Origin of the sequence: Streptomyces sp. NPDC002889 (assembly GCF_042888425.1) — a bacterium.
GTDB lineage: Bacteria > Actinomycetota > Actinomycetes > Streptomycetales > Streptomycetaceae > Streptomyces.
Map to the genome: position 1 here is coordinate 249,437 of NZ_JBIAPT010000009.1, position 19,113 is coordinate 268,549.

The following is a 19,113-nucleotide window of genomic DNA, read 5'->3' on the forward strand; positions in this document are numbered from 1 at the left end:
AGGTCCAGTCGGCTTCAAGGCGGTCTTGAGACGGATTTCCCAAGCTCTGGCCATTAGTACGCGGCGCTGGGGGCGAAGATGGCTGCACACCGGAATTTCACCGAACTCGCATGGGACAGAACGGCGGAGCTCGCCGAGCGGGAGGCGTACTTCTGCGTCGGCGCGGATCAGCACGGTGAGCTGGAATCCGATGTGCTCAGCTACGGCGAACTCGGCGAACGGGCCAAGCGCCTGGCCTCCTGGCTCCAGGACCACGGCTCGCACGGCCACCGGGTGCTCATCCTCCAGAGCGACGTACGCGAGTTCATGAGCAGTTTCCTCGGGTGTCTGTACGCCGGCGCGGTGGCCGTGCCCGCGCCGGCCCCCGTCGGATCCCGCCAGAACATCGAGCGGGTCGCGGGCATCGTCAAGGACGCCTCGGTCAGCTACATCCTGACCGACGCGGCCACCGCCTCGACGGTCTCCCAACTGCTGGCCACCATCGGCCACCCCGAGATCGCCTGCCTCGCCACCGACCGCACCGGGGCCGGAGACCCGGACGCCTGGCAGGAGCCCGGCCTGTTCCCCGACGACGTCGCCTTCCTGCAGTACACCTCGGGCTCGGTGAGCGAACCCAAGGGCGTCATGGTGACCCACCGCAATCTCCTCGCCAACCAGTGCGCCATCCAGAAGGCGATGCGCACCTGTGCGGACTCGCGCGTGGGCGGCTGGCTGCCGTTCCACCACGACATGGGGCTCGTCGGCCATCTGCTGCACCCGCTGTGGCTCGGCGGCGCCGGAGTGCTCATGCCGCCGATGACCTTTGTGAAGCGCCCGCTGCGCTGGCTGCAGATGGTCGACCGGTACGGCATCACCACCGGCGGCGGCCCCAACCTCGCCTACGACCTGTGTCTGCGCCGCATCAAGGACGACGAGATCGAGCAGCTCGACCTCTCCCGCTGGGAGACCGCGGTCAACGGCGCCGAGCCGGTGCGCGCCGAGACCATGGACGCCTTCGCCAAGCGGTTCGCGCCCGCCGGTTTCCGCCGGGAGGCCTTCTACCCGTGCTACGGACTGGCCGAGTCCACGCTGCTCGTCAGCGGCGGCGAGCCCGGCGTCGAGGCCCGCACACGGCAGGTGGACGCCGCCGGCCTCGAACGGCATCTGATGAGCAGTCCCGTAGGCGCCGGGCCGGTGCGCACGCTGGTCAGTTCGGGCCGCCCGCGGAACTGCGACGTGGCCATCGTCGACCCCGCCACCCGCGACAAGCTTCCCCCCGGTGCGGTGGGCGAGGTGTGGATACGCGGCGAGAGCGTCACCCGCGGCTACTGGAACCGTCCGCTGGAGAACGCCCACGCCTTCAAGGCCGTCACCTCCGACGGCGACGAGGGCTATCTGCGCACGGGAGACCTCGGCGCGCTGGACGGCGGCGAGCTCTACATCACCGGTCGGATGAAGGACGTCATGATCGTCGCCGGCCGCAATCTGTACCCGCAGGACATCGAGCGCAGTGTCCAGCGCCTCAGCGCGCTCTTCGGCTCCAGCGCCGCCTTCGCCGTCGAATCCGACCGCGACCATGTCGTCGTCGTCCAGGAGGTGCGCACCGGCTCGGGTTTCGAGGCCGAACTGGCCTCCCTGTCGGCCGCCGTGCGGACCTGCGTCGCCATGGAGTTCGAGGTGGCCGCCGAGAACGTCCTGCTGGTCCGCCCCGGAACCGTTCGCCGCACCACCAGCGGCAAGCTTCAGCGCACCGCCATGCGCAAGCTCTTCCTCGACGGGCGGATCCAGCCACTGCACGAGGTGCTGCACCCGGAGGTACGGCAGCTGGTCGGTGCCGGAGCCGTTCCGTGCGTTCGCGACGGAGCGAGCGGATGACCGCACTCACCGAACGGGCCGGAACACCCGCCGCCGATCGTCCGACCGGAGGGCCGGGCCCGCGCTGGCGGTTCGCCGAACAGCTGGACGCGCGGCTCGGCGACCCGGGCGGCCTCGGCCCGCTGTCCTACGCCCGCACCGCCGCCGAGGACGCCGCCGAACAGTTCCCGGCCGCCGCCTGCGCACTGCTGGGCGAACTCGGCATCCACCACTACTACGTCCCGGCCGAGTACGGCGGCGCACTGACCTGCTTCCCCCAACTCCTGGAGATCGTGCGCACCATCGCCCGTCGCGATGTGACCTGCGCCGTCGCCCACGGCAAGACCTTCCTCGGCGCGGTGTGCGTCTGGGTCGCCGAGGACCGCGCCGGAGCACATCACCTGGCCTCGCTCGTCCGCGCCGGTGAACCGGTCTCCCTCGGCCTGACCGAACGCACCCACGGCAGCGATCTGATGGCCGGGGAGGTCGTCGCCGAGCCCACCGGCGACGGCTACCTCATCAGCGGTGAGAAATGGCTCATCAACAACGCCACCCGCGGCCGGCTCGTCTGTCTGCTCGCCCGCACCGCCGCCGACGGCGGCCCGCGCGGCTTCAGCCTGCTCCTCGTCGACAAGCACGCCCTGCCCGACGGCACCTTCCGCACTCTGCCCAAGGTGCGCACCCTCGGCATCCGCGGCGCCGACATCAGCGGCATCGCCTTCGACCGGGCGCCCGTCCCCGGCCACTGCCTGGTCGGCAAGGAGGGCGAGGGCCCCGAGACCGTGCTCAAGGCCCTGCAGATCACCCGGTCGCTGTGCACCGCGCTCTCGCTCGGCGCCGCCGACCACGGACTGCGCCTCGCCCACGGCTTCGCCGCCGGACGCGAGCTGTACGGACGCCGGCTCATCGAGCTGCCCGTCGTACGCCGCACGCTCGCCGAAGCCTACGCCGACCTGCTCGCCATGGAAGCCCTCGGTACCGTCGCCGCACGCTCCATCCACACCCTGCCGGGCGAACTCAGCGTCACCTCGGCCGTCGCCAAATTTCTTGTACCGACCGTCGTCGACGACATCCTGACCCGGCTGCGCGGAGTGCTCGGAGCGCGCTCCGTCCTCACCGACCACTACGAGCACGGCCGCTTCCAGAAACTCGAGCGCGACCACCGCATCGTCGGCATCTTCGACGGCAACACCATGGTCAACCTCTACGCTCTCACCGCACAGTTCCGCACCCTGGCCCGCTGCCACCCGGCCCGCGACCACGACGCCGGCACGCCTGCCGAAACCTTCTGCCACACCCACGACCTGCCCCGGCTGAGGCCGCAGCGGCTCAGCCTGGTCGCCCGCCGCGGCAGCACCGTCCTCGGCACCCTGCCCGCCGCCGCCGAAGTGCTCGGCGCGCAGGCATCCAGGGACCCCGCGCTCGCGCGGGCCGCTGCCCTGGCCCGCACGCTGGCGCGCGCCGCCGAGCAGCTCCACACCGCGATGCTGGCCGTCCGGCCCGTCCCGGGCGGCGCCCCGGTGGAGAGCTTCGACCTCGCACGCGGCTACAGCGTCTGCTTTGCCGCCGCCTGCTGCCTCGGCGTATGGCAGCACAACCGGCGCACCGCCCCCCACGACGCCCCCACCGCCGGGCTGTGGGCCTCGGGCCTGTGGCTGGAAGCCACGCTCGCCCGGCTGGTGGACCGGCTGGAGCAGGCCGTGCCGGGCTCCACCGGACCGCGGCCCCGTCCGCCCAGCGCCTACGACCCCGACCTGCAGAGCCTGTACGAGGCGCTGCTCGGCCGCCTGACCGCCCAGTACGAGGCCGGAGAGCTGTTCTCGCTGCTGCCCGGCCTCATCGCAGAAGGACCGCCATGCTGACCCCGAGCCAGGAAGAAGTCACCGTCCAGCAGCGCGTCGCGGAGCTGGAGCGGCGCTTCGGCGACCCCGCGGACCCGGACAACCCGCTGGGCCTGGACGCGCTGCTCGCCGCCGACGAACGCGGCGAACTGCTCGCCGTCGCCGAGGAGGAACTGACCGCCTACGGCCTCAACGCCGAATTCGTACCGCGGCGCCTCGGCGGACGGCTGGACCGGATCGACACCCTCGGCCGGGTGCTGCGGGGCGTCTTTCGCCGGGACGCCAGCCTCGGACTCGGCTACGGCGCCACCAGTTTCCTCGCCGCCGTCGCCGTATGGGCGGGCGGCACCCTCGAGCAGCAGCGGCGCGTTGCCGAACTGCTCCTCGGCGGCGCCCGCCTGGCCATCGCGTACCACGAACTGGCCCACGGCAACGACTTCGTACGCAACGAGTTCGGCGCCACGCCCACCGACGACGGCTTTGTGATGAACGGCGAGAAGCACGTCATCAACAACATCGAACGGGCCGAGGCACTGGTGCTGTTCAGCCGCACCGATCAGGCCGCCGGCAGCCGCAGCCACTCCGTCCTCCTGGTCGACAAGTCCCAGCTGTCCGCCGATCGTTACAGCTACCTGCCGCGTTACGAGACCGTCGGCGTCCGTGGCTGCCAGAACGCAGGCATCCGGTTCACGGACTGCCCGCTGCCCGGCGACGCGCTGGTGGGCAAGCTCGGCGACGGCGTCGAACTGGCCCTGCGCTCCTTCCAGATCACCCGCAGCGTGCTGCCCTCCATGATCCTCGGTGGCGGCGACACCGCCCTGCGCACCGCCGTAGGCTTCGCGCTCGACCGCAAGCTCTACCACCGCTCCGTACTGGAGATCCCGCACGCCCGCGCCACCATCGTCGGCGCTTTCACCGATCTGCTGATCAGCGACTGCCTCGCCCTGGCCGCGACCCGGGCGGTGCATCTGCTGCCGGAGGCCACCAGCGTGTACGCGGCCGCGGTGAAGTACCTGCTGCCCAAGCTGCTCACCGAGACCGCCTACGACCTGTCCATCGTGCTCGGCGCCAACTTCTACGTACGCGACGGGGCTTACGGTGCCTTCCAGAAACACGTCCGGGATCTGCCGATGATCAGCCTCGGCCACGCGGGCACCGCCGCCTGCCAGGCCACCATCATCCCGCAACTGCCGCGGCTCGCCCGCACCGCCTGGCTCACCGGCAGGGCGGCGCCCGCCGGGCTGTTCCGGGTCCGCGACACCCTGCCGCCGCTGGACACCGACCGGCTGGTACTGGTCGCCTCCGGCGACGAACTGGCGGGCTCGCTCGAGGGCGCCGCCGCTCACATCGCCGGCGACGGCCGGGGCAGGGCCGGTGCCTACACCGAAGCCCTCACCGCCCTGGCCACGGCCCTCGAGGAGGAGCTGCGCAGCCTGAAGGCCGACTGCCGCGCCATGCCGCCCAAGGACCGCACGGTCCTCGCCAGCCCCAAGGCGTACGCCATCGCCGACCGCTACACGCTGCTGCTGGCGGGCGCGGCCTGTCTCGGCGTGTGGCGCCACCAGGAGCCCGAGGACGACGTGTTCCTCTCCTCGCCGGCCTGGCTCGCCGCCGCGCTGACCCGGCTGGTCAAGCGGCTCGGCCATCCGCTGCCCGAACTCCCGGACGGCTGGAACGACCGGCTGCTGGACGAGGTCCTGAACCGCTACCACGAGGCCCGCAGCTACGACCTGTACGACACCCCGATCGCCGGCGATCCGCAGACACGCTGTTGAGGAGCATCAGATGGTGCGTTCCACCGGACCGGACACCCCAGGTCCCCGTGCGACCAAGCCTGTGGGCGAGTTCGGCGAAGGCGACTTCCGCGCCTGGCTGATCAACCGGCTGGGCGAGTATCTGCAGCGCCCCGCCGAGGAGATCGGGGCGAGCACACCGTTTGCCGAGTGCGGGATGGACTCGGTCGCGGCGCTCAGCCTCTGCGGCGACATCGAGGAGGAGTTCGGGCTCTTCCTGGAACCCACCATCGCCTGGGACCACCCCACGGCCGGCGAGCTGGCCCGGCATCTCGCCGAGGAGTTCACCAAGGCCGGCGAGCATCGGGAGGTGTGACCATGGGCCGTGCACCAGGCCCGGCCCCGCGCCCGGTCGCGGTAGTGGGCATGGACTGCAGATTCCCCGGCGCACCCGACCCTCGGGCCTACTGGGAACTGCTGATGAGCGGAGCGCACGCGACCGGCGAACGCCCCGCCTCCCGCGGCCCCTCGGCCGTGCCCGGCGGCTTCCTCGCCGACGCCGACGCCTTCGACCGCTCCTTCTTCCAGGTGCCCGTCGCCGACGCGAGTGCGATGGACCCGCAGCAGCGGCTGCTGCTGGAGTGCTCCTGGCGGGCCGTCGAGGACGCCGGCATGGCACCGCCCCGGCTGGCCGGCAGCCCCGTCGGCACCTATATCGGCTCCATGTCCGACGACTGGCTGCGCCTCACCGCCGCCACCGAGGTGACCCCGCGCACCGGTACCGGCAGCGGCCGCTCCATGCTCGCCAACCGCATCGCCTACCAGCTCGATCTGCGCGGCCCGAGCCTCACCGTGGACACCGCCTGCTCCTCGTCCCTGGTCGCCCTGCACCTGGCCTGCACCGCCCTGCGGGCCGGAGAATGCGACCTCGCGCTCGCCGGGGGCGTCAACATCGTGGCCGGCTCCCTGCTCGACGAGATCTACGCCCAGGCCGGGCTCGCCGCCCCCGACGGCCGCTGCAAACCGTTCTCCGCCGCCGCGGACGGTATCGGCCGCGGCGAAGGCGTGGGCGTGGTGGCGCTGCGGCTGCTCGACGACGCGGTGCGCGACGGCGACCCCGTCCAGGCGGTGATCCTCGCCGGCGCCGTCAATCAGGACGGCCGCAGCAACGGCATCATGGCCCCGCACCGCGCCTCCCAGCGCGAGGTGATCGCCACCGCCTGCCGCCGGGCCGGGGTCGGTCCACATGACATCCGGTTCATCGAGGCCCACGGCACCGGCACGCCGCTCGGTGACCAGATCGAAGTGCTGGCGCTCGGCGACGTGTTCCGCGACGACGCGGGTGAACGCGCCTGGCCCCTGGCCATCGGCGCGGTCAAGGGAACGATCGGACACACCGAAGGCGCGGCCGGCATGGCCGGGCTGATCAAGACGGTGCTCGCGCTGCGGCACGGCGTCGTACCGCCCAGTGCCCCCTACGGCAGCGAGAACCCGCGCCTCGCCCTGGCGCGTCGTTCCATGGAGCTGATCCCACGGCCGCTCGCGCTGCCCGCCGAAGGCTGCCGGGCGGGAGTCTCCAGCTTCGGCATGGGCGGCACCAACGCCCATCTGGTGCTGGCCACCGCGCCCCAGGATGCTCCGTGCGGCGAACAGGTGCCCCGTGCGGGGGTGTTCACCCTGTCCGCCGACTCCCCTACGGCGCTGCGCCGCAATCTGCGCATCCAGGCCGACGACGTCGCCCGGCGCGACGCCGGCGAGGTTGCCCGGCTGTGCTGGACCAGCAACCGCTCCCGTGCCGCCCTGCCCTACCGTTTCGCCGCCGCCGCGGACAGCCCCGAGGAGCTTGCCTCCCGGCTGTTCGCCGGGGCGGAGCTGGAGACCGAGTACCCGCGGGCGGCCGAAGAGCCCGTACTGGCCTTCGCGTTCACCGGGCAGGGCTCGCAGTACCCGCGCATGACCGCAGGGCTGTACGAGCGGTCCGCCGTCTACCGGACCTTCCTGGAGGAGGCGTCCAAGGCCCTCCAGCCGTACACCGTCACCCCCGTCCACGAGACGATCCTCGCCGGGGACGCGGCGATCCACCGCACCGGCACCACACAGCCCGCACTCTTCGCCGTCCAGTACGCCCTCTCCCGCACGCTCATGGAGCTCGGAGTGCGCCCGGCCGCCGTCGTCGGACACAGCATCGGCGAGTTCGCCGCCGCCGTCGTCGCCGAGGCACTGGACCTCGCGGACGCCGCCCGGCTGGTCGCCGTGCGCGGCGCGTTGATGCAGCAACTGCCCGAAGGCGGCGGCATGCTCGCCACCCGGGCCCGGCCGGCCGAGGCCGCCGCCCTCGTCGAGGGCGAGCCGTCGGTCGGCATCGGCGCGCTGAACGGTCCCGGAGCGACCGTGCTCTCCGGCGCTCTCGACGCCCTCGGCCGTATCCGGGCCCGCCTGGAGGAACGCGGCCTGGTCTGCACCCCGCTGCGCGTCTCGCACGCCTTCCACTCCCCGCTGATGGAACCCATGCTCGGCCGCTTCGAGCGCGTCGCGGCCCGCATCCCCACGGGTCCGCCCCGGCTGCCGTTCCACTCGACCGTACGCGGCAGGCAACTGGCCGGGGGCGAGGAACTGGACGCCGCCTACTGGACCGAGCACATCTCGGCAACCGTGCGCTTCGAGGACGCAATCACCTCGCTGTGTGCCGCGGCGCCCACGCATATCGTCGAGATCGGCCCCAAGCCGGTGCTGAGCGGCCTGGTCCGCCGCATCTCCGCGGCCCGCGACATCCCCACGCTGACGGTCTGCCGAGGCGAGGACTCCGGGCCGAGAGGGGTCGGCGAACTGCTCGCCCGGCTCCACCAGGACGGCCTCGACCCTGCCTGGGACACCTTCTACCCGGACGCCGCCAAGCGGGCCGTACGGATGCCCGCCCATGAGTTCTCCACCGAGTGGCGGTCCTGGCAGGCCGCGCCCGCCACCACCGAAGTGCCGCGAGCGGCCGGCAGCCGGTCCGGCGCCGTCGTGCCCGCGTCGACGGACCGGGTGCGCCAAGGAGTGCGCGAGGCCGTGGCGATCGTGAAGGGCGGCCGGCTGGACGAGTTCGACGACGCCCTGCGCCTCTACGACGACCTGGGCTTCGACTCGGTGATGCTGATGGAGCTCAAGTACCGGCTCGAGGTGCGGTTCCCGGAGGTCGGCGAGCTGTCCATGCCGGAGATGCTCGCGAGTCTGGTCAGCGTCGAGTCGCTGATCGGGTATCTGGGCGAGCAGCTGACCACGGCGGTGGCGCGGTGACGAACCCCGCGGCCCGCGGAGCCGTCGCCGATGTCGGACTGGCCGGTGTCGGCAGCGCCCTGCCCGGTGATCCGGTCGACAACACCGCCCTGGGGAAGCGGCTCGGTATCGCACCGGAGTGGATCGAGGCGTTCATCGGCACCCGCACCCGCTACTTCTGCCTCGACCTCGGCGACGGCACACCCCGCTGGTCCCTGGAGGACCTGTGCGCCGACGCCGCCGACCGGGCGCTCGCCGACGCCGGAGCCAACGCCGACGACGTGGCGTTCATCGTCCTCGCCACCGCCACCCCCGACGCGCTCATGCCCACCACGGCAGCGCTGGTCGCTGACCGGCTCGGCATCGACGGTGTGCCCGTCTACCAGCTCCAGTCCGGCTGCTCAGGAGCGGTCCAGGCGATGGCTCTCGCGTCGTCCCTGCTCGCCGCAGCGGACCGCGGCAGCAGGCCGGTGGGCCTCGTCGTCGGTGGGGACGTGTGCAGCAAACACCTCGACCTGCGTCAGGACTTCCGGGAACTTCCCCCCGCCGAACTCGTGAACTATGTGCTCTTCGGCGACGGAGCCGGAGCCGTCGTTCTCAGCCGGGCACCCGGCGCCGCCCGAGCCTTGCTGAAGCGTGCCGAACACCGGATCAGCGGCCTGGGCCGCGCGCCCGGCCAGCGCCTCGAATGGTTCGGCCGGGCCGACCGGCACAGCGACCGGCCCGCGGTGAGCGAGGACTACAAGGCCGTCGAGACCCAGGTGCCCCTCATGGCCCAGGAGACGCTGAATGCGCTGTGCGACACGCTCGGCTGGCCCGCACACACCCTCGGCCAGGTCCTCCCGCCACAGCTCAGCGGCCGGATGACCGAGCGCATCACGAGAGGCCTGCGGCAAGGACTCGAGTGGGAGGAGGTCTCCTGTGTCGCGGAGACCGGGAACAACGGCAACGCGCTGGCCTTCCTCCAGCTCGAACGGCTGCTGCCGCGGCTGTCGGCGCGGGGACGGGCCGTCGGCATCGCGATCGAGTCCAGCAAATGGATCAAGGCCGGCTTCGCAGTGGAGGCGACACCATGAGCCAGCGACATGGCCCGCGCCAGGCACGGCAGGAGCTGCGGGCCCTGTACGACACGGGCCGGCTCGCCGACGCCTACCCCGAACTCCCCGCGCTCCTCGCCCGGCTCGACGACGACGGCCTCGACAGCGCGGGGCGACTGCTCGCCCGCCTGGACCCCGCCGATGTGCTCGCCGCACACCCGGGCACGCCCGCCGTGCGCATCGCGGTGACCGGACGATCCACCACCGCCGGGCTGCTGCCCGCCCTCACCGCCCAGCTGGCGCGGCACGGACTGCTGCTGATCGGACATACGGGCGGCAGCGGCAGTTACGTCCAGGATCTCGCCGATCCGGCATCGAAGCTGTACGCGCACCGGCCGGAGGCGACCCTGTGCGTCCTCGACCCGCTGACCGTGTGGGACCGGGTGCGAGCACCCTGGCAGCCGTACGACGTGGCCCTGGAAGCCGAACGGCAGCGGCTGCTGCTCGCCGAACTGGCCGCCGCACATGCCGCGCACGCCCCGCCCGGCGCCGCCCTCGTACTGAACACCGTGCCGCTGCTGCGCCGCTTCACCCACCAGCAGACCGGACTGCTGCAGCGGTGCGAACTCGGCGCCGTGTGGCGCGAGTTCAATGCGGACCTGCTGCGGATGGCCGACCCGGCCACGGGCATTGCCGTACTCGACCTGGAACCGCTGACTTCGGCCGGGGTACGCGCCGACGATCCGCGCCTGGGTGCCTACGCCGATGCCCACTGCACCGCCGCACTGCTCGCCGCCTATGCCCGCGAGGCCGCACACCTCGCCCGAGCCCTGCGCGGAGACACCAAGAAGTGCCTGGTCCTCGACCTGGACGGCACCCTGTGGGACGGCATACTCGCCGAGGACGGACCCGAGAGGATCCGGGCCGCGAACTCGCTGCGCGCCGGTGCGTTCGCCGCCTTCCGCCGCACCGTCGAGCAGCTCGCCTCGCAGGGTGTGCTGCTCGCCGTCTGCAGCAAGAACGATCTGGGGCCTGTCGCCCGCGCGCTGGCCGCCCACCCCGACTGGCCGCTGGACGTGGACGACTTCGTCGGCATCGTCGTCGACTGGGGCCCCAAGGCCGAAGGCATCACACGGATCGCGGCCGAGCTCGGCATCGCACCCTCCGCCGTCGTCTTCGCCGACGACAGCGCCTTCGAGTGCGAGTCCGTACGGGCCCGGACACCCGGCACGGCCGTCGTCGCGCTCGACGACGAACCGGCCCTGCACACCGAACACCTGCTGGCCGACGGCTGGTTCGACGTCCCCTCCGTCACCGAGGAGGACCGCGGCCGGGCGGAACGCTACCGGGAGCGGCAGCGGCGCGAGCACCGGCAGGAGGGTGCCAAGGACTACGAGAGCTTTCTGCGCGGCCTCGGCATCGACGTCGTCGTCGCACCCGCGCAGGACCACGACAGCGCCAGGATCGCCCAGTTGAGCCTGCGGACCAACCGGTTCAACCTCACCGGTCGGCGGCTGAGCGCCGCCCAGGTCGAGCGCCTCGCGGCCGACCCGGACGCGCTGGTGCTGGCGGTGCGAGCCGCGGACAGGTTCGGCGACGACGGGGTCGTCGGCGCCCTGTTCGCCCGCCGGGACGCGGCCGGGCTGCATCTGGACAACATGGTCATGAGCTGCCGGGTCCTCGGCCGCGGGATCGAGGACGCGGTGATCGGCGGACTGCTGTACGCCGCCCAGGCGGCCGCGCTGCCCGCCGTACACGCCCGGTGGCGGCCTACCGCGGCGAACGCGGCCTTGCGGGGCTTTTGCCCGGCACACGGCTTCGAACCCGTCGCCGGACCCGACGAGGACGGCGGGGGCGTCCTCTACCGCCACATGCTGGCGGACCTGCGGCCCCTCCCTGCCCATGTGCGGCTGCGTCTGAGGCTGTCGCCGACCGAGCCCGAGGAGGTGGCGCGATGCACACCGTCGTCGATCTGATCACGCTCGCCAACGAACACCTGGGAACCGACCTGGAGCCCGCGGACGCGGACCGTGACCTGGCCGAGGTGGCCTGCTGGGACTCGGTCTTCCTGTTGCGCCTGGTCGCCCTGCTGGAACGGGAACTGGGCAGAGCGGTCCCCGTGGCCGAGATGCTCGAGGCGCGCAGCCTCGGCGACATCTGGACCGCGGCGGTGGGCACATGAACGCTTCCGCCGCCGGTGACCGGTCCAGGCGGCACACGCGCTACTTCCTGAACTGGGCGCGGTCGGCCGCCCCTGTGCACCTGGGCGCCGACGTCGACATGACCCGTGTCGAGGAGCAGCGGGCCGCCGGGCGCGACGAGGGCCGGCGCCTGTCGGTGGTCAGCTTTCTGCTCCACGCGGCAGGGCGCGTGCTCGCGCGGCACCCGGAGGCCAGGGGACTCGCCCGCGGCGGCCTGTGGCCGCGTACTGTGCCGCTGCCCGGCGTGGCGGCCAAACTCGCCCTCGACCGGGCCCGCCCCGGCGGCGGGCGCGTGGTGCTCACCGCCGTACTGCCGCGCATGGACACGGCCACCCTGACCGAGATCCAGGAAGCGGTTGACCGGTGCCGCGAGTGCGACCCCCAGGAACTGCCCGGCGCGGCTGCCGTGCGACTTCTCAACCAACTACCGCCGCCACTCGGCCAGTTGGCGTTCCGGCTCGGGGTTGTTTCCCCAGCAGCCCGTGAGCGGCGGCTCGGGACCTTCGCGGTGAGTTCGCTCGGCCACCGCGCCGTCGACGTGTTCCACTCCTACGGCGGCACGGCGGTCACCTTCTGCGCGGGACGGGTGAGCGACCGTGCCGTGGTGCGCGGCGGACGGGTCGTGACGGCACCGGTCATGCGTCTCGGACTGACCTTCGACCACAGAGTGCTCGACGGAGCTGCCGCGGCGGACGTACTGGACGCAGTGGTGAAGCGGCTGGAGGACTGGCATGGTGATCTTTCCGGGACCCGTGGCGAACCCCGCCACGGAGCAGGGATTCGCCCGGCCCGTACGCGTGAGCGGCCCAGAGGGCCCCTGGGAACAGGTCCGTGACGCGGTGCACACATACGGCAGCGTGGTCGTCCACGCCCAGCTCGACGACTGGCTGCCCGGCGACCTGGACGCGCCCGGACTGCGCCCGCTGCTGGGCCGCGACTACGTGCGCTTCGCCGCCATGACGCACTATCAGATACGGTCCCGGTTCGTGGCGTCCCGGCTGCTGCTCAAGCATGTCGCCTGCGCCGTCATCGAGGCGGCCCCGCACACGGTCGAACTCGCCTACAAACCGGGCGGACGGCCCTACCTGCGCGGCCTCGACCAGATCGACATCAGCCTCAGCCACACCGAGACGCTGCTGCTCGTCGGGCTCACCAGACGCGGCTGGATCGGCGTGGACGCCGAACTGCGCGACCGGCCCATGCTCGGACTCGGCACCGAGAACCAGGTCTGTACACCGCACGAACGCACCGCGCTCGCGCAGATCGCCGAGGAGCACCGCAACGGCGCGCTGGTGCGGCTGTGGACGCTGAAGGAGGCGTACAGCAAGGCGATCGGACAGGGCATGCGGTTCCGGTTCACCGAGTTCGGCTTCGGGCCGCAGGAGCGCCGGGTGCAGGTACTCAGGCCCGACGGTTCGCGCGGCACCGGCGACGAATGGACTTTCCACACCTGCCTGGTGGACCGCAAGTACACGGTGAGCGTGGCGCTGTTCGACGCCGGGTTCGGGGACACCAGCGACACCGCGGCCGCCACCATGCTCGACGCCGGACTCGTGGCGGCACTGGGGGAGCAGACAGCCGGGGAGCAGACCGCGGACGAGCGGGCGGCCGAGGAGGACACACCGTGACGATCGCGACCGAGGTGTGCGTCGTGGGCGGCGGCCCGGGTGGCCGGGCACTCGCCCTCGCCCTGGGCAGGCTCGGACGCCGGGTCGTCCTGCTGGAGCAGCGCGCCGGCGCGGCACGCATCTTCCGCGGCGAGTCGATCTCGCCCGACGGCGTACGCCTGCTCGCCGGCCTCGGTGTCCTGGAACGGGTGCGCGAACACGCTCACGAGGTGCGCCGGCTGGAGATCACGGACGGCGGCGCCCGGGTGCTCGACATCCGCTTCGAGACCTTCCCGTACGCCTACCGCCACCCCGTCGAACTCGCCCAGCCCGTGCTGCTTTCCGCGCTCGCCCGGGCCACCGCCGAACAGGGCCGCTGCACCGTGCTCGAACCGGCGTCCGCCGTCGAACTGCTGCGGGACGGTGGGACGGTGCGCGGCGTACGCGCCACAACCCCCGACGGACCGGTGGAGATACGCGCCGATGTGACGGTGGGAGCCGACGGCCGCTACAGCACGGTGCGCCGGCTCTGCGGCATCGAACGCGGCGCACGGCGCACCGACCTGGACCGCGACGTCGTGTGGATGAAGCTGCCCTTCCCGGCAGCCTGGGACCGGTGCGCCTACCGGGTGCGCATCAGCTCCGGCCGGCACGGGCTGTTCCTGCCCAGCACCGACGGCACCCTGCGCGTCGGCCTCAACATCCCCAAGGGCGGGCTGCGGGAGCTGCGTTCCGGCGGGCTCGGTCTGCTGCACGCGCGCCTCGCCGAGCTCGCCCCCGAGCTCGAACAGGAGGCGGTCGCCGCTCTGCGCAGCTGGTCCGACACCACCCTGCTCGACATCTTCACCACCGAGGTGCGCCGCTGGTCCGCACCCGGTGTCGTACTGATCGGCGACGCCGCGCACACGCTCTCGCCCATCCTCGGCCAGGGCGTCAACCACGCGCTCGCCGACGCCGTCGCCCTCGCCCCGCTGCTCGCCGAAGCGCTCGCCGAGCCACGCAGCGCCCGCCCGGCCGCGCTCGCCGCCGCCGCACTCACCTTCCAGCAGGCCAGACAGGGCGCGGTACGGCGCTCCCGCGCGCTGCAGCTGCGCCAGGAACGGATGTTCGGCATCGAAGCACCGATCGCGGCCGCACTGCGCCGGGCCGTGTACCGCACGGTGAACGCGAGCCCGGCGCTGCAGCGCCGCGTGTTCGCCCCCGCCTACTTCCCCGGGCAGCGGCCCGCACCCGCGGACCGGCCACTGCGGACGGAGCAGCGGACATGAGCGACGCCGCCGCCGGGGCGCCGCTCGACGAGCTGCGCCGGTATGCACGTCTGCACGCCCGGGCCCAGGGCCTCGCCCCCGAACACTGCAGACGCCTGCTCGCCCAGGTGTCGAGCGCGGGCGGCGAAGGACCCGGGGCGTGGCCTGTGGTGTTCACCCGCGCAGGCGACGTGCTCGCGGGCCACGGCCGGTATCTGGACGCCGTCCGCCACTACGGGCTCGCGCGGTTTCCCTACGCGGCCGTGGACGACGCGGCACGCCGCCGCGCCCAGCAGCGCTGCGTCGCCGCATTCGACCGGTGGCGCCGTACCCGGCGCGGCATCCAGCGCCTCGAACTCAGGCTCACTGAAGGCGAGTTCGCCTGTTGGACGGCTGGTACGGCGGCTCGAGGTCCGCGACCGCTCGTCCTCGTCATGGGCGGCATCGTCAGCGTCAAGGAGCAGTGGGCGCCGATCCTGGCGCACGCCGACGCCCTCGGTGTGGCGCTCGCCGTCACCGAACTGCCCGGCGTCGGCGAGAACACGATGCCCTACCGGGCCGACAGCCACCGCATGATCGGTGCCGTACTCGACGCACTGGCCGACCGCGCGGACGTCCGGCGGACCAGCGCGATCGCCCTCAGTTTCGGCGGCCATCTGGCGCTGCGCGCAGCCCTCACGGACGACCGTGTCCGCGGTGTCGCCACGGTCGGCGCCCCCCTGCGCCACTTCTTCCTCGACCGCGACTGGCAGGCGGGCGTCCCGGCCCTCACGCGGCGCACCCTGGCCCATCTCATCGGCTGTCCTCCGTCCGGCGTGTTCGACGCGGTGCGCCCCTGGGCGCTGAGCGAGGACGAACTCGCCAGGCTGCGCATTCCGGTGACGTACGCCGCGGCGCTGCGGGACGACATCGTGCCCCTGACGGAGACGGGCGCGCTGCTGAAAGACCCGCAGGCACCCCACGAGGTCCTGCTCCTGGACGACGAACACGGAGCCCCCGCCGAACTGGCCCGGGTTCGTGGCGCGTTGCTCCGCGCGGCGCTGCGCACATCCGGCACCCCTCCACTGCGCCGCGCGGCCCTGGCCGCGGCGGACGGAGCGGGGCGGCTGAGCTTCGGGCGCAGAGGACGGCTGTGGGTATGACCCGGGGCCGGACGGAGCGTGCCACCGCCGCCGGGACGGGAGCGGCGACCGCGGCACGGCCTCCGAGCGCCGGAGGTCTCCGCTGGACCTACCACGCCCCCGCCGGACGGGCGTTGAGCGCAGCCGTCGGTGTCGCCGCGCTGGCCACGGGCGCCCGGCTCGGCGGTCGGCGCAGCAAGCTGCTGTGGACCACCGCGGTGCTCCCGGACATCGCGTTGCTCTACGGGATTACCGCCGCGCCCGACTTCGAACGCCTTCCGCCGTACGCGGTGCGCCCGTACAACGTGCTGCACTCGCCCGCGATTCCGGCCACGCTGCTGGCGTTCGCGGCCGCGACCCGCAACCGCCCCCCGGCGGTTGCGGGCCTCGGCTGGCTGGCCCATATCGCCGTCGACCGCGCATTCGGCTACGGCCCGCGCCGACCGGACGGCCTGCGGTACTGAGCCGGGGTGCGCACCGACGCGCCGCGCACCCTTTCGCTGCGTCGCCCCCGGGAACACGTCCCGGGGGGCGACGTCGCGGTCCGTGGCCGGATGCTTCAACCGCGTCCGGCAGACAGCGGCCGCCCCGGCTTCAAGAGGTTCCCTTCAGCGGAGGTCAGTTGGCGTCGACCAGGCCGTGAGCGGGCACGGTGACCGTACGCGCGCCCGGCCGGCCGCCCAGAACAACCTTGCGCAGCGCGCTGTTGTTGGTGAGGTTGGTCTCCTTCAGCCGCTTCTCGGGGTTGGCCAGAACCTGGATGTAGTAGGTGCCGTTCGGCAGGTTCGTGATGTCGAAGGACTGGCCGGGGAGGTCCTGGCTGTAGGTGTCGCCCGAGCCGACGTCGAGCACCTCGCGGACAGAGATCGAGTTCTCCTGGCCGCACGCGGTGGACAGGTCCGTGTTGTCCGGGTCCCAGTTGGCGTTCTTCACCGTGTAGTCCACGGCATCGGTGTTGGCCAGGCAGAAGGCCTCCTTGCCACTGCGCACCGCTTCCTTCTGGTCGGCCTTCAGCAGCCGGTAGCTGGCGAAGTCCGTGAAGTGCCAGTGCTCGTGCCCCGGGCGCGGGTCCCACTCCATGGTGCCGGTCGGCGTGTAGCCGACCTGCTTGCCGTTGGCGTCGTAGAAGTACTGGTAGGCGTCCATGAGCTTCTTGCCGGGCGAGCGGAATCCGTCCACCACCAGCTTCGCGGGCCCCGCGTTCCACACATTGGCGCTGAAGGCGAGGTAGTCCTTCCCGGGGACGTCGACACCGCCGTCACTGATCTGGATGCCGTAGGCCGGCAGCGAACGGAGGTCGGGCTTGGGCACGTCCGGCACCGTCGCCCTGCCGGTCGGCCGCTTCGTGTTGGGCGCCGCCGCGGGCGCCTTCCGGGAGCCGTCCGTCTGTCCGGACCTGTCACCCACCTGTGCCGACCTGAAACCGGCCTTCTTCAGTGCCCACGGCAGGGCGGGCGGCGCCGGGGTGTGAGGCCCGTGGCCCACGTTGTACGACGGCCCCGCCCCGCTCGTCGCGGGAGCGGGCGCGGGCATGGGGGCCGCGGCGTGACCGGAGTGCCCGGCCCCGTGGGATCCGTGGCTCCTGCCGGCCGCCGACCTGCCCGCGGGTCCCTCATCGCTGAGCTCGCGTACGGTCACCTTGACCGTCTGAGGCTTGTCCGCGATGTCGAACAGGTCGCGGTAGCGCTTGGCCACGGACACCTTGGCGGTGTACTTCCCGGCCGGAAGGACGACCGGCGCCGAGTAGTAGCCCGAGTACGTGTTGGATGCCCAGCCGTTCTCGACGCCCCACACCGAGCCGAGCGTGAAGGGGTTCACGGGACAGCTCTGGGGGTACTTCGACTTGGCCGGGGCGTCGGGGCGCACCCGACCGGACGCGTTGTTCGGACAGAACGCCTCCGACTTGGTCAGCACCTTCTTGCCGGCCGCGTCGGTGATGGTGATCTCGGCGAAGTTCGGAAGCCCTGAGAAGTCCTTCACCAGACCCTTGGGAAGGGTCTTCGTCCGGACCTTCTTCCCCTCACGGATGATCTGCGTGGCGACGACCGGGTCCTTGTAGGACTTGCGGGTCACCTTGAGTTCGAGGGGCCCGTTCTCGGCGGTGACGTACGTACCGAGGTCCAGGTAGACGCCAGGTGATTCCTTCCATGAGTCCAGAGTCACCGAGTTGGAGGCAGCGATCAGGCTGAGCTTCGGCGTGGGCTGCGCCTTCTTGGCGTCGGGGGCGGCTGCGACGACGCCTGCGGTCACAGCGATTGCCGCGGCGACGGCTATCGCCGGACGCCATGGCCGGGCCAGGAGGGATCTGGTCATCATTCCTCGGTTCTGCGAGTGCCTGATGGGACGGTGGACGGCCAGCGGCGCACGGAACGCCGCTCGGGCCGGATGCGGCGCGACGGGCTCTGGGCGCGAAACGGTCTTCCACCTTGTGAGAGGGGGAGGCACCCACCCTGGGTTGTCCGTGAGCTCGCGGATCGCGGATCATTGACCGAAAGCAGGTCATGGACCCCGGATCAAGCCGTCATGGTGCGGTTTCCGCCCTGCGGGCCCGTCAGTTGTGGTAGTGCTTGGCGGTGGCCGTCGGAGGGACAGCGTTCTCCGCGCCGAAGCGGGTGTTCGTGACCTCCGGCTCGTCCGGGCTCAGGACCGGAGCGAGCAGTCATACAGGGAGGTCAGGTCTTCGTCGAGTCCGCCGAGGGACGGCGAGAGATACGCCTTCACCTCGCGGTCGCCGAACTCATCGCCGGCTGCGCGAGGGCAGAGGCAGATGTACGCAAGGCAGTTCTGTCCCTCGTCGAGTGCGGTGGGACGGCCGGCCGGCGGCCGGCGCCGGGTCAGTCCTCGATGACCGGCCGCACGGGGGAGAGGAACGGGTCCAGGCGCACATGGATCTCGCCCCGGGCCATCACACGGACGCGGAACGCGCCCTGCCCCGGGGGCTCGTCCATGTCGGGGGAGCGTTCGTAGAGCAGGCCCCAGGAGCCGGGGAACCGGGCGGCGATGTGGTGCAGGAGGGCGTCCAGGTCCTCGGCCTCGTCGCGGCGGCGGTTCATCAGGCCGTTGGCCAGGACGAAGAACTCGCCGTTGTGGACGTTCAGTACGACGTCGCCGGTCGCCCAGTCGATCTCCGCGATCCGCGCCCGCAGCTCGGCGATGCCCGCGTCCAGGCTCCCGGCGTCCGCCTCTTCGGGCGATTCGGCGATTCCGAACCAGCCATGGAATTCGTACATCGCCC

Annotated in this window: 15 protein-coding genes; 13 read left to right on the plus strand and 2 right to left on the minus strand. The window is 72.2% G+C overall.

From position 1 onward, the window contains the following. Window positions 1–78: 78 nt before the first annotated feature. Genes ACFYWI_RS16050 through ACFYWI_RS16110 form a run of 13 tightly spaced genes read left to right on the plus strand, consistent with a single transcriptional unit; the run spans window position 79 to window position 16,342 of the window. On the plus strand, window positions 79–1,854 hold the full coding sequence (locus tag ACFYWI_RS16050) for a fatty acyl-AMP ligase (RefSeq protein ID WP_389231569.1): 1,776 nt from the start codon (window positions 79–81) through the stop codon (window positions 1,852–1,854). Continuing rightward, on the plus strand, window positions 1,851–3,695 hold the full coding sequence (locus ACFYWI_RS16055) for an acyl-CoA dehydrogenase family protein (RefSeq protein ID WP_389231572.1): 1,845 nt from the start codon (window positions 1,851–1,853) through the stop codon (window positions 3,693–3,695). The genes ACFYWI_RS16050 and ACFYWI_RS16055 overlap by 4 nt, the downstream gene beginning before the upstream one ends. Next, a complete protein-coding gene (locus ACFYWI_RS16060; RefSeq protein ID WP_389231575.1) occupies window positions 3,689–5,449 on the plus strand; it encodes an acyl-CoA dehydrogenase in 1,761 nt (586 codons plus the stop codon). The genes ACFYWI_RS16055 and ACFYWI_RS16060 overlap by 7 nt, the downstream gene beginning before the upstream one ends. A 10-nt stretch (window positions 5,450–5,459) precedes the next feature. Next, window positions 5,460–5,783 (plus strand): acyl carrier protein, encoded by a 324-nt coding sequence (locus ACFYWI_RS16065; RefSeq protein WP_389231578.1) that lies wholly within the window; start codon window positions 5,460–5,462, stop codon window positions 5,781–5,783. A gap of 2 nt (window positions 5,784–5,785) precedes the next feature. Beyond that, entirely contained in the window at window positions 5,786–8,686 is a 2,901-nt protein-coding gene (locus ACFYWI_RS16070; protein WP_389231581.1) for a beta-ketoacyl synthase N-terminal-like domain-containing protein, read from the plus strand. Continuing rightward, window positions 8,683–9,741 (plus strand): 3-oxoacyl-ACP synthase, encoded by a 1,059-nt coding sequence (locus ACFYWI_RS16075; RefSeq protein ID WP_389231584.1) that lies wholly within the window; start codon window positions 8,683–8,685, stop codon window positions 9,739–9,741. Before ACFYWI_RS16070 ends, ACFYWI_RS16075 begins: the two co-directional genes overlap by 4 nt. Further along, the gene (locus ACFYWI_RS16080; protein WP_389231587.1) at window positions 9,738–11,678 is read left to right on the plus strand and encodes an HAD-IIIC family phosphatase; all 1,941 of its coding nucleotides are present in this window, start codon (window positions 9,738–9,740) and stop codon (window positions 11,676–11,678) included. Before ACFYWI_RS16075 ends, ACFYWI_RS16080 begins: the two co-directional genes overlap by 4 nt. Then, window positions 11,657–11,884, plus strand: coding sequence for an acyl carrier protein (locus tag ACFYWI_RS16085; RefSeq protein WP_389231590.1), 228 nt, complete (start codon window positions 11,657–11,659; stop codon window positions 11,882–11,884). Before ACFYWI_RS16080 ends, ACFYWI_RS16085 begins: the two co-directional genes overlap by 22 nt. Continuing rightward, window positions 11,881–12,738, plus strand: coding sequence for a 2-oxo acid dehydrogenase subunit E2 (locus ACFYWI_RS16090; RefSeq protein WP_389231593.1), 858 nt, complete (start codon window positions 11,881–11,883; stop codon window positions 12,736–12,738). The genes ACFYWI_RS16085 and ACFYWI_RS16090 overlap by 4 nt, the downstream gene beginning before the upstream one ends. Continuing rightward, window positions 12,635–13,531, plus strand: coding sequence for a 4'-phosphopantetheinyl transferase family protein (locus tag ACFYWI_RS16095; protein WP_389231596.1), 897 nt, complete (start codon window positions 12,635–12,637; stop codon window positions 13,529–13,531). Before ACFYWI_RS16090 ends, ACFYWI_RS16095 begins: the two co-directional genes overlap by 104 nt. Continuing rightward, window positions 13,528–14,778, plus strand: a complete 1,251-nt coding sequence (locus ACFYWI_RS16100; RefSeq protein WP_389231599.1) for an FAD-dependent monooxygenase — start codon at window positions 13,528–13,530, stop codon at window positions 14,776–14,778. Before ACFYWI_RS16095 ends, ACFYWI_RS16100 begins: the two co-directional genes overlap by 4 nt. Beyond that, window positions 14,775–15,899: an alpha/beta fold hydrolase gene (locus ACFYWI_RS16105; RefSeq protein WP_389231602.1), complete on the plus strand. Its 1,125-nt coding sequence runs from the start codon at window positions 14,775–14,777 to the stop codon at window positions 15,897–15,899. The genes ACFYWI_RS16100 and ACFYWI_RS16105 overlap by 4 nt, the downstream gene beginning before the upstream one ends. Further along, window positions 15,896–16,342, plus strand: coding sequence for a DUF4260 family protein (locus ACFYWI_RS16110; protein WP_389231605.1), 447 nt, complete (start codon window positions 15,896–15,898; stop codon window positions 16,340–16,342). The genes ACFYWI_RS16105 and ACFYWI_RS16110 overlap by 4 nt, the downstream gene beginning before the upstream one ends. 154 nt (window positions 16,343–16,496) lie before the next feature. Here ACFYWI_RS16110 and ACFYWI_RS16115 read toward each other — a convergent pair whose 3' ends face one another. Both ACFYWI_RS16115 and ACFYWI_RS16120 read right to left on the minus strand, forming a co-directional pair. Next, window positions 16,497–18,194, minus strand: a complete 1,698-nt coding sequence (locus ACFYWI_RS16115) for a lysyl oxidase family protein (protein ID WP_389231608.1) — start codon at window positions 18,192–18,194, stop codon at window positions 16,497–16,499. A gap of 518 nt (window positions 18,195–18,712) precedes the next feature. Further along, window positions 18,713–19,108: an Imm7 family immunity protein gene (locus ACFYWI_RS16120; RefSeq protein ID WP_389231611.1), complete on the minus strand. Its 396-nt coding sequence runs from the start codon at window positions 19,106–19,108 to the stop codon at window positions 18,713–18,715. Window positions 19,109–19,113 lie beyond the last annotated feature (5 nt).

Excerpts from the sequence above, each read along its gene's own strand:
- ACFYWI_RS16065 (WP_389231578.1), top strand. The coding sequence starts at position 5,460 with ATGGTGCGTTCCACCGGACCGGACACCCCAGGTCCCCGTGCGACCAAG.
- ACFYWI_RS16085 (WP_389231590.1), top strand. The coding sequence starts at position 11,657 with ATGCACACCGTCGTCGATCTGATCACGCTCGCCAACGAACACCTGGGA.
- ACFYWI_RS16055 (WP_389231572.1), top strand. The coding sequence starts at position 1,851 with ATGACCGCACTCACCGAACGGGCCGGAACACCCGCCGCCGATCGTCCG.
- ACFYWI_RS16050 (WP_389231569.1), top strand. The coding sequence starts at position 79 with ATGGCTGCACACCGGAATTTCACCGAACTCGCATGGGACAGAACGGCG.
- ACFYWI_RS16060 (WP_389231575.1), top strand. The coding sequence starts at position 3,689 with ATGCTGACCCCGAGCCAGGAAGAAGTCACCGTCCAGCAGCGCGTCGCG.
- ACFYWI_RS16120 (WP_389231611.1), bottom strand. The coding sequence starts at position 19,108 with ATGTACGAATTCCATGGCTGGTTCGGAATCGCCGAATCGCCCGAAGAG.
- ACFYWI_RS16115 (WP_389231608.1), bottom strand. The coding sequence starts at position 18,194 with ATGATGACCAGATCCCTCCTGGCCCGGCCATGGCGTCCGGCGATAGCC.
- ACFYWI_RS16080 (WP_389231587.1), top strand. The coding sequence starts at position 9,738 with ATGAGCCAGCGACATGGCCCGCGCCAGGCACGGCAGGAGCTGCGGGCC.
- ACFYWI_RS16095 (WP_389231596.1), top strand. The coding sequence starts at position 12,635 with ATGGTGATCTTTCCGGGACCCGTGGCGAACCCCGCCACGGAGCAGGGA.
- ACFYWI_RS16110 (WP_389231605.1), top strand. The coding sequence starts at position 15,896 with ATGACCCGGGGCCGGACGGAGCGTGCCACCGCCGCCGGGACGGGAGCG.
- ACFYWI_RS16070 (WP_389231581.1), top strand. The coding sequence starts at position 5,786 with ATGGGCCGTGCACCAGGCCCGGCCCCGCGCCCGGTCGCGGTAGTGGGC.
- ACFYWI_RS16090 (WP_389231593.1), top strand. The coding sequence starts at position 11,881 with ATGAACGCTTCCGCCGCCGGTGACCGGTCCAGGCGGCACACGCGCTAC.
- ACFYWI_RS16105 (WP_389231602.1), top strand. The coding sequence starts at position 14,775 with ATGAGCGACGCCGCCGCCGGGGCGCCGCTCGACGAGCTGCGCCGGTAT.